The sequence below is a fragment of the Winogradskyella jejuensis genome (assembly GCF_900129745.1).
GTDB lineage: Bacteria > Bacteroidota > Bacteroidia > Flavobacteriales > Flavobacteriaceae > Winogradskyella > Winogradskyella jejuensis.
On sequence record NZ_FQWS01000001.1, the window covers coordinates 259792 to 277007 of the forward strand.

Genomic DNA, 17216 nt, shown 5'->3' on the forward strand with positions numbered 1-17216 from the left:
AATAGTCGCATCTTTCTTGGTGAGATTCTGAAACAAGTTCAGAATGACAAATGATTAATTATCACCTGATTCGATTGATGAATTTGTCTTTGCTTCTTCTAATTTTATTATATCGAGTTCTTGTTTTGCTTCTGCTATAACATCCTCATATTCTGGAAAACTAGAAATCACACTTTCTAAAATATAGGTCGCCTGAAATGCATCATCTAAAGCATAATAATTCTTTGCCATCACAACCAACCCTTTGGCTGAGTAGAGCTTATAACTACTGTAATCTTTAGCTAATTTCTGAATAACAGTATTTGAAGCCGCATACTTTCCTTCTTTATTTTTGAAATATGCATTATAATACAAGGCCTCTGCTGCAACAATACCTGAAGCTGTTTTTTGCACCTCAGCATAGGCAGATTTTGCTTTAGATTCGTTACCAGTTTCCCAAGCAGAACGTGCAATAATGAGTTGAGCATCATTTTTAACCTTACTATCTAAGTTAGATTTAGACAATACTTTTTCAGCATAACTTTCTGCCTCTGTATAATCTTTAGTTTGGTAATAGGCATTCATTAGATTAGACTGCGCGTAAATAATATTCTGAGGATAATCCGCTTCAGCTTCTAACTGTTTTAAAACCAATATCGCCTCAGACCAATCTGAATCATTTAAGTATATTTCACTGAGTTTTACAGTAGCTTGCTCTGTGTATTCACTCTTAGCAGCTTCTACAACGGCTTTGTAATGTGGTTTCGCATTATCGAATAATTCCTTCTTGTAGTATAATTGCGCTAAATAAAAATGAGATTTTACAGCATGAATTCCGCTTGGAAAGGCATTAAGATATTTATTGAACTGTGTAATGGCTGCATCTGTATTACCATCTAAATATTGCTTTTCTGCTGCTAAATATGTGGTATTGTCCAATTCTGCATCGGTTACTTCAACATAATCCAACGTTTTTACCCAACGTGCATATTCATCTACACGACCCAAATCTATATAAATCAATCGCGCAGTAGATACTGCTTGCACCGCTTCTTGCGAACCTGCATAATCATTAGCTACTTTTTTGAATTTATTCAACGCCAACTCATTCTCATTAGAATTGTAATACACTAAGCCTTGACGCAACAATGATTTTGAAATAAATGCACTACGCTTGTATTCTGAATTTAAACGGTCGTACATTTCCATAGCCTTATCCGTATCATTAGCTTTTACATAAGAGTTTGCTAACTCATACATGGCATCGTCTCGTAAGCCTGATTTTGGATATCCTATGATAAATGTATTTAGTTCTTTTATTTTTGTAGACGCTTTACCCATGTAACCATGACTCATTGCTTTTTGAAAAGCAGCGTAGTCAGTTTCAATTTCATTGATACCAATGGCTTTATCGTAAGCTAAAATGGCGTTTGTGTAATCACTCGACACAAAATAGCCATCACCGAGTCTTAAATAAGCATCATTTACTCTAAGTTTATCTTCTTTTTTACCGTCAATAAATGTTCTAAAATAGTTTGAAGCTTGAGCATAATCTTTTAGTTTAAAATAGGTATAAGCTAGATTATAATCTAGATTCTCGGTTTCCGATAATCCTGAAATACCATCTTGCTGTTTGAATTGTTTAAACCCAATCAAAGCTTCATTATAGTTAGTTAAGTTATAGTCAGTTTCCGCCTTCCAGAAGGTTGCTCTAGCCACATATACATTATCTCTTGGCTCATCTAACGATTTCTCAAACATATCTAGAGCTTCAGTATATTGGTCTTCGTTATACAACTCTATACCACGATAAAAAGCCACTTTTTGATAAGCTACTTTATTCTCGAAACTCTTTCTGGTTTCCAAAAGATTTAAGGCCTCTTTATAATTTTTTGATGTAATGTAAGAATCGATGAGCAAGGTTTCAATCTCTTCCTTATAAAGCGTTTTAGGATAAGCTTCTAAGTAACCAGCTAACACTTGCGGTACGGATTGATATGGGTTCCCAATTTCGTAACTCAACTTTGCATAGTTCAACCAAGCATCTTCTTTAATCTTATCGTCAAAAGGCATTTGTGATGCATTCCTAAAGGCGTTTAAAGCTTCAGATTTTTTATCGAGGTTGATATAACTTTCACCTAAATGATAGTATGCATTCTGCGCTACGGAATTGTTTCCGTTTATAATTTTATTAAACTCTGAAATTGCATTCTCAAAATCATCTTGCTTGTAATACGCATACCCCAATTGATAAAAGTCGGTATTATTCCAACGTCCATTTTTCCCTTTATAATTTTTTAGATACGGAATTGCTTCAGCATATTTCTGAAGATTAAAGTAACTCTCTCCTATAATTTTAGATAATTCTGACGTTTCTTCTTCATTACTCTTTGGCAACTGTGCTTCTGCAAGTTCTATAGCTTTTTCAAACTTTCCGAGTTTAAAGTTTAAATCTGCTTGATAGTAGCTCAGTTTCTCTTTGTATTTTTCATTATCAGAAACTGCTTCAAAATAGTCGTTCGCAGCATCGTAATCATCGCCTTCATAAGCCATATAGCCTAAATAATATTTAGCTTGCTCTGTGTATTCACCATTTTCTTTTACTCGATTAAGGTATTTAGTTGCTCCATTTTTGTCTTTGGTTGCGTAGAGGCTATGACCGTAATTAAAATTGTATTTGTCTTGCTCTTTACGGGCAATGCTCATCTCATCTACTTTTGCGTACCATTTACGAGCATAAGCATAGTCTGAGTTTTCGAAATAATAATCTCCCACGTCCAAAAAAGCGGTATTACGCTTTGTGCTCGTTGGATATTCTTCCACAAATTCTTCGATTAAATCATCTGCATTTTTTTGATTGAGCCTTACTGCGCAATTAGCAATGTAATAGCTACAATCAGATTTTAAAACCTCATCTTCAGTATCATATTTAATATCATCAAACAAAGACTGAGCAGCTTTGTATTGCTTGTTGTTATATAAAGTCAATGCTTTTTGATACTCCTTGAACTGGCTGGTGTATATGGCTGTTTCCTGTGCATAAAGAAATGATGAAAGCAACAGACATATGCCTAAGAATTGTTTTTTTAATAACGTCATTGGCGTCGTTTTTTGATTCTCGATTAATGATGATAGTTACCCATTCAAAATTAAATGAATACCCTAATACTAACGCAGAAAATAACTGTTAATTATAAACCAAGTTATTAAAGCTTATTGAAACCAAAGCCAAACCTGTATTGGGCAATTATTGATAACATCCTATTTTGGTAGCCAATTATTATGCCACACTGAAAAACCGTAAATTGAAATTTTTACAATACTTTTACCTAATCATTCGTTTTTAGTACATCTATGAAAACAATCTTCTTTTCAATTTTAATTTTAGGTTCTTCTTTTTTTTGTGATTGTAAAACTATAGGCTACACGAATGAAAAAAGCAGAGAAGAATTACTCCTAAAAGAGGAATTTAAAACTTCTGAAATTATATTTTTTGGAAAATATCTTGGTAATAAGAATTTTGAAATAATTGAATTACATCGCGGCGAAAAATTAAAAATTTAAAATTAATTTCTGAAAAAGAACATTTAACAACTTGTGATTTTTACTTTGAAAAGAATAAGAAATACATCATTTTTGGTCTATTAGATGAAAAGAATAAATTAGTCACGAGTATTTGTAATGCGAACAAAGAAATTTCTGAAAAAGAACAACAAATTCTTGTAAAAAAGTACTTAAAATAAAAAATCAACCTATGCCAGAAACCGTTTTACAACTCAAAGATGCTAACATTTACCAAGCTGATAATTTGGTATTAAATAATGTAAATGTAGAATTACAAAAAGGCGACTTTGTATATCTTATTGGTAAAACCGGAAGTGGAAAAAGTAGTTTTATGAAAACCCTTTATGGTGATTTGGAACTAACTGAAGGCGAAGGGCACATCGTAGATTTTAATCTTCGTGGTTTAAAGGAAAAAGACATCCCGTTTTTGAGACGAAAACTAGGTATTGTCTTTCAAGATTTTAAACTATTACCTGATCGTACTATAAACGGTAATCTAGAATTTGTTTTAAAAGCCACAGGCTGGAAAGATAAAGCTGAAATAAGTGAGCGTATAGACGCTGTTTTAAACAAAGTAGGTATGGGTACCAAAGGTTTTAAATTTCCACATGAGCTTTCAGGCGGAGAGCAACAACGTGTGGCCATTGCAAGAGCCTTACTCAATGAACCTGAGTTGATTTTAGCGGATGAGCCTACAGGAAACCTGGACCCTCAAACTAGCATTGAAGTTATGGAGGTGTTACAAGACATTAACAAAAATGGAAACACCATCCTGATGGCAACTCACGATTACGCCTTACTTCTAAAATACCCAAGTAAGACCTTTAAGTGTGATGAAAACAAGGTGTTTGAGGTGGTGCAGAGGAAAAGCTAATTAATATCTCTAGATGCTTTCAATACTCATACCAACATATAACTACAACATTTCTAAACTTGTAGAAGAAATTCATGAGCAAGCTAGTGAAGCAGGTATTGAGTTTGAAATTTTATGCAAAGATGATGCTTCAACCCTTTTTACTCCAGAAAATGAAGCATCAGTAAACGAGCTGTCTTACGCTACATATTTTAAGACCCAGCAAAATCTAGGTCGTACAGCTACAAGACAATTTTTATGTGACAAAGCTAAATACGATTGGCTTTTGTTTTTAGACGCAGATGTCATACCCAAAAGCAAAACATTCATTAAGAATTATATGTCGCAGATAGACTCAGGATATGATGCTGTTTTCGGGGGATTTGCATACGATACTTCTGTGAAAATTGATACAGGTATTTTACGATGGAAATACGGAAAAACTTATGAAGAAGTTGACGCTAAAAAACGAAATTTAAAACCTTACGAATTAATTATCTCTGCCAATTTCTTGATTAAAAAATCCGTTTTCTCTAAAATCAATACCAGATTAGATAGAAATGGTTATGGTCTTGACAATTACTTCTCTGCGCTATTAAGAGCCGAAAAGACAAAAGTACATCACATAAATAATGAAGCATTTCACTATGGTTTAGAAAACAATACCAAATACATAGAAAAAGCAGAAGAAGCTATCAGTACGCTTTTATGGATGCGAGACGAAAAGAAAATTACAACTCATAATAACAAATTGCTAAAAACACATAGTTTTCTAAAAAAACTAAGGCTTAATTATATTACTGTCCTTCTATACAAAATGTTGAATATACCCATTCGGAAAAACTTATTGAGTGAAAACCCCAATGTGCGTTTACTTCAGGTATATAAATTATTATACATTAGCCATAAAGATTTGAGTAAGTAGATATGCTAAGTCCCCCTTTTTTTTCGGTTGTAATTCCGCTTTATAATAAAGAGCAGTACATTAAGGAGACTCTCAAATCTGTGCTTAATCAAACCTTTGATAATTTTGAAGTCATTATCATTAATGATGGCTCTACAGATAAAAGTTTTGAAGTTGCAAAGTCGTTTAATGACCATAGACTTAAATTCTTTCAACAGGAAAATCAAGGTCTTTCTATCGCAAGAAATAACGGCATTAAGAAATCGGCTTCAGGTTACATTGCATTGATAGATGCTGATGATTTATGGAGTCCAAATCATTTACAAAAGCTTTATAACTTAATACAAGATTATCCAAACAAAGGATTGTACGCCTCTAGATATGCCATTAAAAAGTCAAAAAAAGTAACGCATCAGGTTAATTATTATAAGCTACCTGAGGATTTTAGAGGTATTGTTCCAAGTTTTTTTAAGCACTCGCTTCAACATTGTGTGGCTTGGGTTAGTAGTATTTGTGTCCCGAAGAAAGTTTTTGAGGACATGAATTATTTTGATCCAGAAATTTATTCTGAGCAAGACACAGATTTATACATAAGAATGGCTTTAAAAAATTATGAATTTGTTCTAGATGCTTCCGAAACTACAGCAATTCATAATAAGACAATGTCTGATAATCTTTCTAACTACAAGAACAAAACTAAAGTACCTAGATTATTGTATGCGTATAAAGATGAAGAGAAAAAAAACGACTACCTGAATAGATATATAGACCTTAACCGATTTTCTACAATTGTTTTTCTGAAATTAGCAGGAAATAAACCCCTAGAAAATGAACTTAAGGAAGATATAACTTATCAAAATCTCAGCAGATTTCAGCGAATAGTTATTAACCTTCCAAACCCATTAGTTAGATTGCTTTTTAAAGCTAAAGACATATTAAAACTTAATCCGTTTTTAGTATTTAAAATGAAATAATCACGCTTCAATGACATCAATCCATTGCTGAATTGTGTTTTCTTCAGTAAATGGTGAATTATAAGCTTCAAGATTATCTACCAATTTAGAATAGAAGTCTTCATCAGTAAGCTTATTAATTGCAGCTACAAATTCAGCTTTTTTTTGGTCTTCTACTAAAATTCCATTAATTCCATGCTCTATAATTTCAGAAGGCCCACTTTTACAATCAAATGAAATTACTGGAGTTTTGTGCTGAATGGCTTCTATTAAAACCATAGGAAATCCTTCGCTTTTACTAGTCATCACAAGAGCTTGAGCACCTTTTAGATAAGATGCTACATTAACATCAAATCCTTTTAAACTAACCAACTCTTCTAAATTATTTTCAGTAATAATGGATTGCAAATAATCACTTTGACTTCCTTCTCCAAAAATGAGAAGGTTAATATTATTGGTAGGTAACTTAGACGTTTTGTACGCTTCTATCAAAACATCAAACTGCTTGATTTTCTCTAACCTACCTATAGCTATTATATACTTAAACTCTAATTTGATTTCCGAAACATCTTCCTTTATTGGGTAATTGTATATGACTCTGCTATTTAAACCTAACTGTCTTGACATCTCTTCTTTGGCCATTTTACTGACCGCAACAATTTGCTTATTACTTACTAAAGTTTGCTTTGCTAAAAAGGGAACAGAAACTAAAGGGAAATACAATGATAAATCAAAGTGATGTACACAATACACAACTCTAAATTTTCTGAATACAAATTTTGCAAACAGGAGCTCTTTTAACCAATGCATCCTCACACGATGATCAATAATTATATCAAACTTTTGTGCTTTGAAATACGCTTTAAATAATTGGAATGCTTTGTATTTTGTATGCGATGCTTTAATTTTTCCGAAGTTATAAAGCTGACCTTTGAAATCATACTTTACATCGTCTCGCATAATAACTATGGTAACATCATAGTTATTATCGACTAAAGATTGTGATAAATTTGCTACCATTTTTTCGGCTCCACCAGAAGCCAATCTATCAATTAATAAGCAAACCTTTTTAGCCATCTATTCCTTGACTTTAAAATAAGAATCAAAGTCTCTATCACCAACTATAATTCGCTTTTTTGGTTGATACGCAGAACTAAAAATACTATTAGTTACATCCATACTAGAATGAGTAACTCCGAACACGTGTCCAATACTATCATAGGTATATTCTGATGTGAACTGTCTATTTTTCTCATATTGAAAATCATTAGGCTTAACAAAACGTTCTGATGTCCAAAGAATAAAAGGAATTTCGAACATATTCTTGGTTACAATTTCTTCAGACCTACCAAAAAAATCAGTCCCATTATCATATATATTTTCCCCATGATCTGAGAGGTATAATAATGCACTCTTTTCGTTCTTGTTTTTTAACTTTGATAAAATCTGATTAACAATAAAATCGTTATATAATACTGCGTTATCATACTGATTAACTAATCGCTCTTTTTTGGAAATATCCTCAGACTTATCAAACTTATTAAAGCTTGCTGGATACCTATTATCATAGTCGAAATGGGTTCCTATAAGTCTAAGAACTATCATTTTCTTTCCTGGTTTATCAAGTATATCTTCATAATCAGATAAAATAGCTTCATCTAAAACCTTAGTATCTCTATCTATTAAATGATTATAAAATTTAAACATTTTTGAAGCCGAAGCAATTTTGCTTATCGCGTTATCGTGAAAACTTATTGGGCGCTGGTTGGATAGCCAATAAGTGTTATAACCAGCAGCTTTGAATATTTGAACAATATCCACTAAAGTTTCACCGTTAGACATTCTATTTAATGATGTCAGAATTTTAGGAACAGCTTTAAGGGTAAATACATCAGTTGAAATAACATTATCGTAAGTAAACAAGTCATCCTTTTGGGCATTTAGTAAAGGTGTTGTTTCACGATTATAGCCATAGAGTTGCATATGGTTTCTATCTGTAGACTCGCCCAGAACCAAAACCAAGACATCGTTATCTGCGGTTATAATTAACTCTTTAGAATTTACCTTCGGAGAAAACTGCATGTTCTTTTGTAAATCGTAATAACCATAAGTGCCACGCACTGTATTATGATAAGCATTACTTTCTATCAGGCCTGTGAATTTTAAGAATGTAGTAATAACTATTAATCCAGAAAATCCAACCAGATTAGAGTATTTAAAATTAGGCTTCCATGTCTTACCTTTTAATAAAAAAAATAAATATCCATTGAACACAAACACCAAAAGTATTGGCCAACTAAAATAACCTCCTGCAAATTCTTTAAGCTCTTGTGTTCCCGACTCTAACAATAGATACATATAAGAAGACGAAAATGTTGAAGATACTGCCAAATAAGACGTAGTTTCTAACACTATGTAAAATATGTATAGAAATAGAAGTACTACTTTTAAATACTTATTTTGAAAAAATCTGGTACACAATAGTAATGCTACAAGCACAAAGAAAATGATATCCTCTTTTATATCGCCTTTGTCAAAGACATCCCAATCAACAAAAACTAAAAAAAACACATACTTTAATAATAGCGGCAGTGCTAAAAGTAGTAAGTGCTTAGTTAATTTAGACTTCATCAGATGTTAGATAATTTTTATTCTTCGTAAATATAACTAAACTCACAACTATTAAATATAAGCCCGTGCTTAATATATAGGCATAAAAAACACCTTCAAGATTCTGAGAATTCAAAAAGTAAAGACTGAAAATATAAAATGAAATATAAATGATGGCATCAGTTATAAAATAATAACTAACCATTTTTTTTGCATGAAACTGGTAGGCCAAAGAAAAACCAATAATCTTCATAAAATCACCAGCAAACTGTAAAGCAAAATACTTTTCTATTGAAATAAATGCATCCGTTAGAAACAATTTTATAACAAAAAAACGCACCAAATATAAAGCAGTAAATAGTACTAAAAGTAAAGGTATTAAGCGCTTAAAATAGTAAGACATAATGGCTTTATAACCTTTAAGGGTTTTGTTAACAGATAGTTTTGGCAATAAATAAAGTGTGAAAATTGAGGTGAAAAATATCATGTAAAACATCGATACTTTATTTACAGCCTCCCAATACCCTGCGACTTCTTCTCCGTTTGTTTTAATAATATTATTTCTAATTAGTAAATAAGAAACACTCAATAAAATTGTTGAATATGTAGCCATTAAAATATAAGTAGACATGGATTTTATAATTTCTACAGATATGTTTTTTAAGATGGATAAAAAATTAGTAAAGATTAACCTTACCTGCTTTAAGGTTAAGCTAATTACAAATGTAAGAGCAGATACAATTATTACAGCTAGTAAAGCGCCTCTAAAATTATAGTTATAAACCAATACCGCTGTCAAAGAAGCATTTGTAATACTGTAAAGCACTACCAAAACTGTATAACTCTTTAATTTCTGAAGCCCATTTACTATATATAAAATAATTGAGTTTAGTGAAATTAATGGTAGCAAAACCGCCAGATAAACAAATATATCTCTGAAGCCATCAGTTTTAAAAGCATAAATACTTAATTGATTTGAAAAAATGATAAGAAAAATCCCAATAAATACTGACAGACAAAAACTGAAGAAAATGATTGATGCAACAATCTTTGAAAAATAGAACTTATCATTCTTATTTTCTGCGATATGTCTAATTGTCCCACTTTGAAAACCGTTTGCTGTAATTCCAACAAAAATTTGGAATATATTTCTGAAATTCCCAACCAAAGCATAACCACTCGGACCAAGAAAAATAGCACTAACCTTAGATACTATGAAAGAAGATACTAGCTTAAAAAAAACTATAACAGCATTATAGGATAACAACTTATAAAACATATAGTTTTAAAATTTAAACTTTTCTAGAAATATAATAATTAAATGATTTGCTATACAGTGTCTTCAGGAATTATTCCAAAGAGTGAACTACTAAATATGAGTATAACGATTCCAAAATGCAATAAGTGTGTAAAAAAGTGCCCCATTACAGCACCTTCTAAACCAAAAACATCGATTAAATATATACTCGAAAAATAGAGCGTTACAAAAAGAAATACTTCCAGAATAATAAAATGACTAAACATCTTTTTAGCTAAAAACTGGTAAGCAATTACCATTGCTAAAACTCTAATAAAATCTCCTAGAATTTGCCACATAAACAAATCTCCGGTTGGTAGAAACTCCTCTGAAAAAATTAATGTTACTACAAACTTTCTCGTTAAATACATAACAATCAATAGACCTGCAAAGTATGGCAAAAGGGTTTTGTAAAAACTAAGTGCCTCAGTTCTAAAATCTTTTTTCGTATTAATTTTTGCCAACTTTGGCACTAGATACAAAGCAATTAAAGAGTTTACAAACATCAAATAATAATCAGATATTCGATTCATAGCTTCCCAATAACCTGCCTCTTGTAAACCTATTTCGCCAATGATATAATTACGTATTAATATCATTACTATTGGAAGTGCTACAGCACTAGATAAAGCCATAACAGAATATGGACTTAGTTTATTTAGCATAGTCGAAGAAACGCTGGTAATTTTTACAAACGGTACTAAACTCGTTCTGAATAAAATACCAACAAGTGTTATTAAAAAAATGAGACCAGGTGTAATAGCTATAGCCACTAATGCCCCATCTATGCGATCTTGCCAAATAAGTAATAGCGTTATAAGAAGCCCTCCAATTTGTCCAATAATATTAATAACTAACAAAAATTTATACTTGGAGTATCCATTCATTATAGCAAAACAGAATGCATTTAACGAATAAAGAGGAAGCACAAAAGCTAAAATCTCTATGACATAAGTGTAGTCAGCTCCTCCAAACAAGAATGAATTGATATAACTAGCAAAGTAATAACAACACAATGCAGCAACCATAGTACTTAAAAAGCCTATATAAAATGCCGTAGAAAGCACTTTACTTAACTCCTCTTTTTTTTCCTTAAACTCTGCTATATACTTAACAAGGCCATTGTAGAATCCTAATGCGGAGAAAGACTGTATTGCTTTAAGAAAACTAGAAATATTACCAATAAGAGCTAAACCTTCCGCTCCGATAAAAATGGCTATAAACTTAGAGGTAAACAATCCTGCTATAATTCTCAAGCCAACGGTAAACGAGTTTAGGCTAGCAACATTAAATAATACGTTAGTGTTGATGTACCGATTGAATTTTTTCAATGCTATTTAGGAGATATTTGTTGATAACAAATCTAGTCGTTTACAACTTTACTTCAAACATAACATCGTAAAAATTAATACTGTACTATTTAGAAGGCTTTATCAAGTAACAAAGATTTACAGCAAAAATCGCAGTATTTGCAATGATGATTGGCAAACCAATTCTCAATGTTGGCATTAAAAATCCGTATATGATAAATAAAATACAACCAGACATGTTAACTAGGCGTAACTTCTTTACGTCTTTCATCGTAAAGGACAATAACACCATAAATGATGCTAAATATCCTACATATTCTGTTCCTGTTATTCCAAATAATTCCATCTTATTTCCGCGAAATCGGTAATTTTCAATTAATAGTTAAGCTGAAAAAAGAGAAATTCTATTGCTAAAATTTCTCTTTTATATTTATGTTAGAATTTCTAAAATTCTAGTGAATCTTGTTACGCTTACGATCAACTTCCTTCAAGAAAATCTTACGTAATCTTAAGTGGTTTGGAGTCACCTCAACATATTCATCTTTCTGAATATATTCTAGAGCTTCTTCTAAACTAAACTTAATTGCTGGTACAATTTTAGCTTTATCATCTGCTCCAGAAGAACGTACATTACTCAACTTTTTAGTTTTGGTAACATTGACCGTCATATCATCTCCACGAGAGTTTTCGCCAATAACCTGACCTTCATATATATCTTCACCTGGGTCTACAAAAAACTTACCACGATCTTGTAATTTATCAATAGAATAAGGTATCGCCTGTCCGTTTTCCATAGATACCAACGACCCATTTTGTCTTTCAGGAATACCACCTTTTAGTGGTTGATATTCTTTAAATCGGTGTGCCATAATTGCCTCACCAGCAGTTGCAGTTAATAATTGGTTACGTAAACCAATAATACCTCGAGAAGGAACTATGAACTCACAAACCATACGGTCACCTTTGGCTTCCATACTTAGCATTTCACCTTTACGCATCGTTACCATTTCAATAGCTTTACCAGAAACGTGCTCTGGTAAATCAATAGTCATTTCTTCAAAAGGCTCGCATTTTACACCATCAATTTCTTTAATGATTACCTGTGGCTGACCGATTTGCAATTCGTAGCCTTCGCGACGCATCGTCTCAATTAAAACCGATAAGTGTAATACACCACGACCAAAAACCATAAACTTGTCAGCACTATCAGTCTCTTCAACTCGTAATGCCAAATTCTTTTCAAGTTCTTTAGTTAAGCGGTCTTTAATATGTCTAGACGTTACAAATTTTCCATCTTTACCAAAGAAAGGACTATCGTTAATCGTAAACAACATACTCATCGTAGGCTCATCAATAGCAATAGTTTTTAAACCTTCTGGATTTTCAAAATCGGCAACAGTATCACCAATTTCAAAACCTTCAAGACCTACAATAGCACATATGTCACCAGCAACTACTTCGTCTACTTTCTTACGACCGAGACCTTCAAACGTATGTAATTCTTTAATCTTATTTTTTACAATAGAGCCATCACGCTTTACCAAAGATATCTGCTGATTTACTTTTAAGTTTCCTCTTGTTAATCTTCCGATTGCAATTCGTCCTGTAAACGATGAAAAATCTAAAGATGTAATTAACATCTGCGTTGTTCCTTCTTCAATTTTTGGCTCAGGAATATGCTCAATCACCATATCTAATAATGGCTCAATATTTTCAGTTTGTTTCTGCCAATCCTCACTCATCCAGTTGTTTTTTGCCGAGCCATAAACGGTTGGGAAGTCTAACTGCCATTCTTCTGCACCAAGCTCAAACATTAAGTCAAACACCTTTTCATGTACCTCATCTGGTGTACAGTTTTCCTTATCAACTTTATTAATAACTACACAAGGTTTCAGCCCTAAATCAATCGCTTTTTGTAACACAAAACGCGTTTGTGGCATCGGTCCTTCAAAAGCATCAACCAATAAAAGCACACCATCGGCCATGTTTAAAACACGCTCCACTTCTCCACCAAAATCGGCGTGACCAGGCGTATCAATAATATTAATTTTAGTGTCTTTATAGATTACCGAAACGTTTTTAGAAGTAATTGTAATTCCTCTTTCACGCTCTAAATCGTTGTTATCCAAAATTAAATCGCCTGTATTCTCGTTTTCACGGAATAACTGACAGTGATACATAATTTTATCTACCAAGGTGGTTTTACCGTGGTCAACGTGCGCAATAATTGCAATATTTTTAATAGTCGCCATAATAGGTGCTGATTTTAAGCGTGCAAAGATACGCTTAATAATTGGATATCTGTTTAACTTATTTCAGTATCTTTTTTGGGCGTTCCATCTTCCGCTAAAGCTTCAGATGACCGCGCTGTCCGCTGTATCTTTTTATGCTTAATTTATTCATTTTCAGAAGGTAGAAAACAAATAAAATTTTTCAGTCAAAATTAGATTCAATTATCCAAAGGCATAAAAAGGATGCCGCTGCCATCGCTAACGCGAACGCACTAACTTATGTTATTTAAACTCGAAACTTATGGTATATTTGCATCGTAATTTTAAAGGTTTCATCATGGCACTTCAAAACATACCAAACATAAAACACGTAAATTCAGATAACTTCTTTTTACTCTGTGGCCCATGCGCAATCGAAGGCGAAGACATGGCATTACGTATTGCCGAAAAAGTTATTTCTATTACAGATAAATTAGAAATTCCTTACGTGTTTAAAGGAAGTTTTAAAAAAGCCAACCGCAGCCGAATTGATAGTTTTACGGGCATTGGCAATGAAAAGGCACTAAAAATTCTTCGTAAAGTCTCCGAAACTTTTGATGTACCAACGGTGACTGATATCCATGAAGCATCAGATGCTGACATGGCTGCAGAATATGTAGATGTACTTCAAATTCCTGCATTCCTCGTACGCCAAACTGATTTAGTTGTAGCGGCAGCAGAAACAGGAAAAACTGTCAACCTAAAAAAAGGACAATTTATGAGTCCCGAAGCCATGAAGCATGCCGTACAAAAGGTAAAAGATGCTGGAAACGAACACGCTTGGATTACAGACCGTGGCACCATGTTTGGCTACCAAGATATGATTGTAGATTTTAGAGGCATACCAACGATGCGCGAGTATGCGCCTACTGTTCTAGATGTTACGCATTCCCTTCAACAACCAAATCAATCTGTTGGAGTTACTGGTGGCCGACCAGATATGATAGAAACCATTGCTCGCGCTGGCGTTGTAAATAATGTAGATGGTTTATTCATCGAAACACATTTTGACCCAGCTAATGCAAAAAGTGATGGTGCCAATATGTTACACCTGGATAATTTGGAAAGCTTATTGACAAATCTGACTGCTATTAGAAAAGTAGTTACTAATTTTTAGCCTTACCTACTCTTGTAAGCTTAAATGGATTGATATTAATTCGCAGTTGTTCTTCTAAAACATATTGAATAACCTCATCATTAATATCTTCAACCAATTTGTAACGCAATGACGTTACGGACTTTCTGTTTTCGGTTACAAAATGTTCTCTATACTCAGTTAATTTGTCGCCATGCCAAAAGGCTAAATCCACATAGTTTTTTGATTGATTAAGATAACAAACAGGCAAATCGTTGTTGTAATAAAACGGAATCCGCCACTTGTATAATAATTCTGGCTCAGGTAAAATAGCTTCAATAACAGACTGAAGTTGTAACAATATAGATTTGAATGGCTCTTCCTGTTTTAGTATATAGTCTTCAGCAGGTTTCATTACTGATTTAGAACAGCCTTAAAATTCCAATTACTATTAAAGCAATTCCTACTATAGCCTTAAATGGCATAAGTTTGGCAGATATTTTTTTAATAGACTCCACCTTAATAACATGAGTTAATAACAATAATCCTCCAACAAGCTCTACAGCTGTATAGAGCAAATTACCCCAAAAATACCATATACCAAAGAATATTAATGCACCACCAATTACGGTTTGAAACGGCACTAAATATCCTGCTATTTTATTAAAAAAATTAGCTTCTCCATCCCATTTATCTAATGTTGCTAATCCTAGTAAGATTCCACCTGAAATACATGCAATCGTTAAAAGTAATCCCATAATGTTTTTGATTTTAAAAGTTAGATAGCTTAAAATTAGTTAAAATCTTCTGAAATAGATTTGTTAGTTCTATTCTTTTTATTTTACTTTGTATTTCAAAGTACTTTTATTATGAGCAACGAAGACTATCTAAAAGACATTAGTGAGATTAAAAATCTTATGAATAAATCTTCACGGTTTATTTCTCTAAGCGGTTTATCAGGAATATTAGCTGGCATTTATGCCTTAATAGGAGCTGCAGCAACATATTGGCTAGTTGAAACTTACAGCAATGGAACATTGTACATTTTTCACGGCAAGGTATTTTGGTTATGTATGGTTGTTTTAGCAGCTGTAGCCTTTTTTAGCATTGTCACTGGTATTATTTTGACAACAAGGAAGGCAAAAAAGAACAATGAAAAAATTTGGGATAGTTCTTCAAAACGGTTGCTTATAAATTTTTTAGTTCCTTTAGTTGTTGGTGGAATTTATTGCCTCATAATTTTAAGCCAAGGAAGGTACGGACAAACAGCCGGATTAATGCTTGTTTTTTATGGATTGGCCTTAGTAAGTGCCTCAAAATATAGTTTAGGAGACATAAAATATTTAGGTTATACCGAAATTATTTTAGGCTTAATCGCAAGTTACTATCCAGGTTATGGATTTTGGCTTTGGGTTTTAGGTTTTGGAATAATGCACATTGTTTATGGGACTTGGATGTATTTTAAATATGATAGATAAAAAAATTGAAATTACTAAATATTATAGGTTGGGTATTTACAATCATTGTAATAGACTAGATATTATGGGCACTCATAGGTTTAATTTTAATTAATTACGAAGATAATTGGGACTCGTCAAAAGGAGCTTATTTTAGCTTTGGTGGTATGACATGGTTGGAAAGAATTGCATATATATCATATTATTTATGGATAATATTAAATGTAATATTGGTAATCCACATACTAATTGGATTCTCTAAAAGATATTATATAAAAGATTAATTATCATGGTTATTAAAAAAAGGGTTTCGTTATACATCGTTGGAATATTAGTAATATTAACTATTCCTTTTTTAGCAATGCAGTTTACAAATGAAGTGAATTGGCAACTAAACGATTTTGTCATCGCTGGTCTCTTATTATCTGCTACTGCCCTATCTATTGAAATTGTAAAACATTTTTTAAAGAATAAAACTCACAAAACTATTTTAATCGCAATTATCATTATCGGATTAGTACTTTTGTGGATTGAAATGGCTGTAGGCATTTTTGGGTCACCAATAGCAGGAAGCTAAAGATTAATGAGCATAATCACTAACATAAATAAATTATTTGACCATCGCATTCGTCTGGGTATCATGTCTGTGCTCATGGTTAATGAGTATGCCGATTTTAATACACTAAAAGAGTTATTAGGGGCAACTGATGGTAATCTTGCAAGCCATACCAAAGCCCTAGAAAAAGCAGAATATATTTTAATAGAAAAACAATTTATTGGTAAGAAACCAAACACGCGTTATAGTGTAACTAAATTGGGAAAATCCGAATTTAAAAAACACATTAATGCACTAGAAAAACTAATAAAAAAGACTTAATAAAAACCAAAATCTATTTTTTTACGTATTTACTTTGAAATACAAAGTACTTTTAATGTTTAAATTT

General features: G+C 32.4%; 16 protein-coding genes. 7 read left to right on the forward strand and 9 right to left on the reverse strand.

All coding sequences use genetic code 11. The annotated features are described in order from the left end of the window. Positions 1-54: 54 nt before the first annotated feature. Positions 55-3078, reverse strand: coding sequence for a tetratricopeptide repeat protein (locus BUB95_RS01280; protein ID WP_073081956.1), 3024 nt, complete (start codon positions 3076-3078; stop codon positions 55-57). Positions 3079-3733: 655 nt separating this feature from the next. Here BUB95_RS01280 and BUB95_RS01290 point away from each other — a divergent pair. The 3 genes from BUB95_RS01290 to BUB95_RS01300 are packed head-to-tail and all read left to right on the forward strand — an operon-like array spanning position 3734 to position 6274. Next, the gene (locus tag BUB95_RS01290) at positions 3734-4417 is read left to right on the forward strand and encodes a cell division ATP-binding protein FtsE (RefSeq protein ID WP_073081962.1); all 684 of its coding nucleotides are present in this window, start codon (positions 3734-3736) and stop codon (positions 4415-4417) included. A 13-nt stretch (positions 4418-4430) separates the two neighbouring features. Then, positions 4431-5321 (forward strand): glycosyltransferase family 2 protein, encoded by an 891-nt coding sequence (locus BUB95_RS01295; RefSeq protein WP_073081964.1) that lies wholly within the window; start codon positions 4431-4433, stop codon positions 5319-5321. Positions 5322-5323: 2 nt separating this feature from the next. Continuing rightward, a complete protein-coding gene (locus BUB95_RS01300; protein ID WP_073081967.1) occupies positions 5324-6274 on the forward strand; it encodes a glycosyltransferase family 2 protein in 951 nt (316 codons plus the stop codon). On the opposite strand, the gene BUB95_RS01305 is transcribed toward BUB95_RS01300, so the two are convergent. The 6 genes from BUB95_RS01305 to typA all read right to left on the reverse strand — a co-directional run bounded on the left by BUB95_RS01305 (position 6275) and on the right by typA (position 13722). Continuing rightward, on the reverse strand, positions 6275-7330 hold the full coding sequence (locus tag BUB95_RS01305) for a glycosyltransferase (protein WP_073081970.1): 1056 nt from the start codon (positions 7328-7330) through the stop codon (positions 6275-6277). Continuing rightward, the gene (locus BUB95_RS01310; protein WP_073081973.1) at positions 7331-8884 is read right to left on the reverse strand and encodes a phosphoethanolamine transferase; all 1554 of its coding nucleotides are present in this window, start codon (positions 8882-8884) and stop codon (positions 7331-7333) included. Next, on the reverse strand, positions 8874-10142 hold the full coding sequence (locus BUB95_RS01315) for an O-antigen translocase (protein WP_073081975.1): 1269 nt from the start codon (positions 10140-10142) through the stop codon (positions 8874-8876). The genes BUB95_RS01310 and BUB95_RS01315 overlap by 11 nt, the downstream gene beginning before the upstream one ends. Positions 10143-10192: 50 nt before the next feature. Further along, a complete protein-coding gene (locus tag BUB95_RS01320; protein WP_073081978.1) occupies positions 10193-11491 on the reverse strand; it encodes an O-antigen translocase in 1299 nt (432 codons plus the stop codon). 85 nt (positions 11492-11576) lie between these two features. Then, positions 11577-11816 (reverse strand): uroporphyrinogen decarboxylase, encoded by a 240-nt coding sequence (locus BUB95_RS01325; RefSeq protein WP_073081980.1) that lies wholly within the window; start codon positions 11814-11816, stop codon positions 11577-11579. Positions 11817-11922: 106 nt separating this feature from the next. Beyond that, the gene (typA, locus tag BUB95_RS01330; RefSeq protein ID WP_073081983.1) at positions 11923-13722 is read right to left on the reverse strand and encodes a translational GTPase TypA; all 1800 of its coding nucleotides are present in this window, start codon (positions 13720-13722) and stop codon (positions 11923-11925) included. Between the two features lie 316 nt (positions 13723-14038). Between typA and kdsA the strand changes: the two genes are divergently transcribed. Beyond that, the gene (gene kdsA / locus BUB95_RS01335) at positions 14039-14857 is read left to right on the forward strand and encodes a 3-deoxy-8-phosphooctulonate synthase (protein WP_073081985.1); all 819 of its coding nucleotides are present in this window, start codon (positions 14039-14041) and stop codon (positions 14855-14857) included. On the opposite strand, the gene BUB95_RS01340 is transcribed toward kdsA, so the two are convergent. Beyond that, positions 14847-15230, reverse strand: a complete 384-nt coding sequence (locus tag BUB95_RS01340) for a DUF1801 domain-containing protein (RefSeq protein ID WP_073081988.1) — start codon at positions 15228-15230, stop codon at positions 14847-14849. The genes kdsA and BUB95_RS01340 overlap by 11 nt on opposite strands. A gap of 7 nt (positions 15231-15237) precedes the next feature. After that, positions 15238-15573, reverse strand: a complete 336-nt coding sequence (locus BUB95_RS01345; protein ID WP_073081991.1) for a hypothetical protein — start codon at positions 15571-15573, stop codon at positions 15238-15240. Between the two features lie 111 nt (positions 15574-15684). On the opposite strand from BUB95_RS01345, the gene BUB95_RS01350 reads away from it, so the two are divergent. The 3 genes from BUB95_RS01350 (at position 15685) to BUB95_RS01360 (ending at position 17149) form a co-directional block, all read left to right on the forward strand. Continuing rightward, on the forward strand, positions 15685-16293 hold the full coding sequence (locus BUB95_RS01350) for a hypothetical protein (protein WP_073081995.1): 609 nt from the start codon (positions 15685-15687) through the stop codon (positions 16291-16293). Between the two features lie 268 nt (positions 16294-16561). Further along, positions 16562-16849 (forward strand): hypothetical protein, encoded by a 288-nt coding sequence (locus BUB95_RS01355; RefSeq protein WP_073081998.1) that lies wholly within the window; start codon positions 16562-16564, stop codon positions 16847-16849. Between the two features lie 6 nt (positions 16850-16855). Further along, on the forward strand, positions 16856-17149 hold the full coding sequence (locus tag BUB95_RS01360; RefSeq protein ID WP_073082001.1) for a winged helix-turn-helix domain-containing protein: 294 nt from the start codon (positions 16856-16858) through the stop codon (positions 17147-17149). Positions 17150-17216 lie beyond the last annotated feature (67 nt).

Bases quoted from the DNA above. Each gene is read 5' to 3' on its own strand.
- BUB95_RS01350 (WP_073081995.1), top strand. From the start codon at position 15,685: ATGAGCAACGAAGACTATCTAAAAGACATTAGTGAGATTAAAAATCTT.
- BUB95_RS01310 (WP_073081973.1), bottom strand. From the start codon at position 8,884: ATGAAGTCTAAATTAACTAAGCACTTACTACTTTTAGCACTGCCGCTA.
- typA (WP_073081983.1), bottom strand. From the start codon at position 13,722: ATGGCGACTATTAAAAATATTGCAATTATTGCGCACGTTGACCACGGT.
- BUB95_RS01340 (WP_073081988.1), bottom strand. From the start codon at position 15,230: ATGAAACCTGCTGAAGACTATATACTAAAACAGGAAGAGCCATTCAAA.
- BUB95_RS01345 (WP_073081991.1), bottom strand. From the start codon at position 15,573: ATGGGATTACTTTTAACGATTGCATGTATTTCAGGTGGAATCTTACTA.
- BUB95_RS01295 (WP_073081964.1), top strand. From the start codon at position 4,431: ATGCTTTCAATACTCATACCAACATATAACTACAACATTTCTAAACTT.
- BUB95_RS01300 (WP_073081967.1), top strand. From the start codon at position 5,324: ATGCTAAGTCCCCCTTTTTTTTCGGTTGTAATTCCGCTTTATAATAAA.
- BUB95_RS01305 (WP_073081970.1), bottom strand. From the start codon at position 7,330: ATGGCTAAAAAGGTTTGCTTATTAATTGATAGATTGGCTTCTGGTGGA.
- BUB95_RS01325 (WP_073081980.1), bottom strand. From the start codon at position 11,816: ATGGAATTATTTGGAATAACAGGAACAGAATATGTAGGATATTTAGCA.
- kdsA (WP_073081985.1), top strand. From the start codon at position 14,039: ATGGCACTTCAAAACATACCAAACATAAAACACGTAAATTCAGATAAC.
- BUB95_RS01355 (WP_073081998.1), top strand. From the start codon at position 16,562: ATGGTTATTAAAAAAAGGGTTTCGTTATACATCGTTGGAATATTAGTA.
- BUB95_RS01280 (WP_073081956.1), bottom strand. From the start codon at position 3,078: ATGACGTTATTAAAAAAACAATTCTTAGGCATATGTCTGTTGCTTTCA.
- BUB95_RS01315 (WP_073081975.1), bottom strand. From the start codon at position 10,142: ATGTTTTATAAGTTGTTATCCTATAATGCTGTTATAGTTTTTTTTAAG.
- BUB95_RS01360 (WP_073082001.1), top strand. From the start codon at position 16,856: ATGAGCATAATCACTAACATAAATAAATTATTTGACCATCGCATTCGT.
- BUB95_RS01290 (WP_073081962.1), top strand. From the start codon at position 3,734: ATGCCAGAAACCGTTTTACAACTCAAAGATGCTAACATTTACCAAGCT.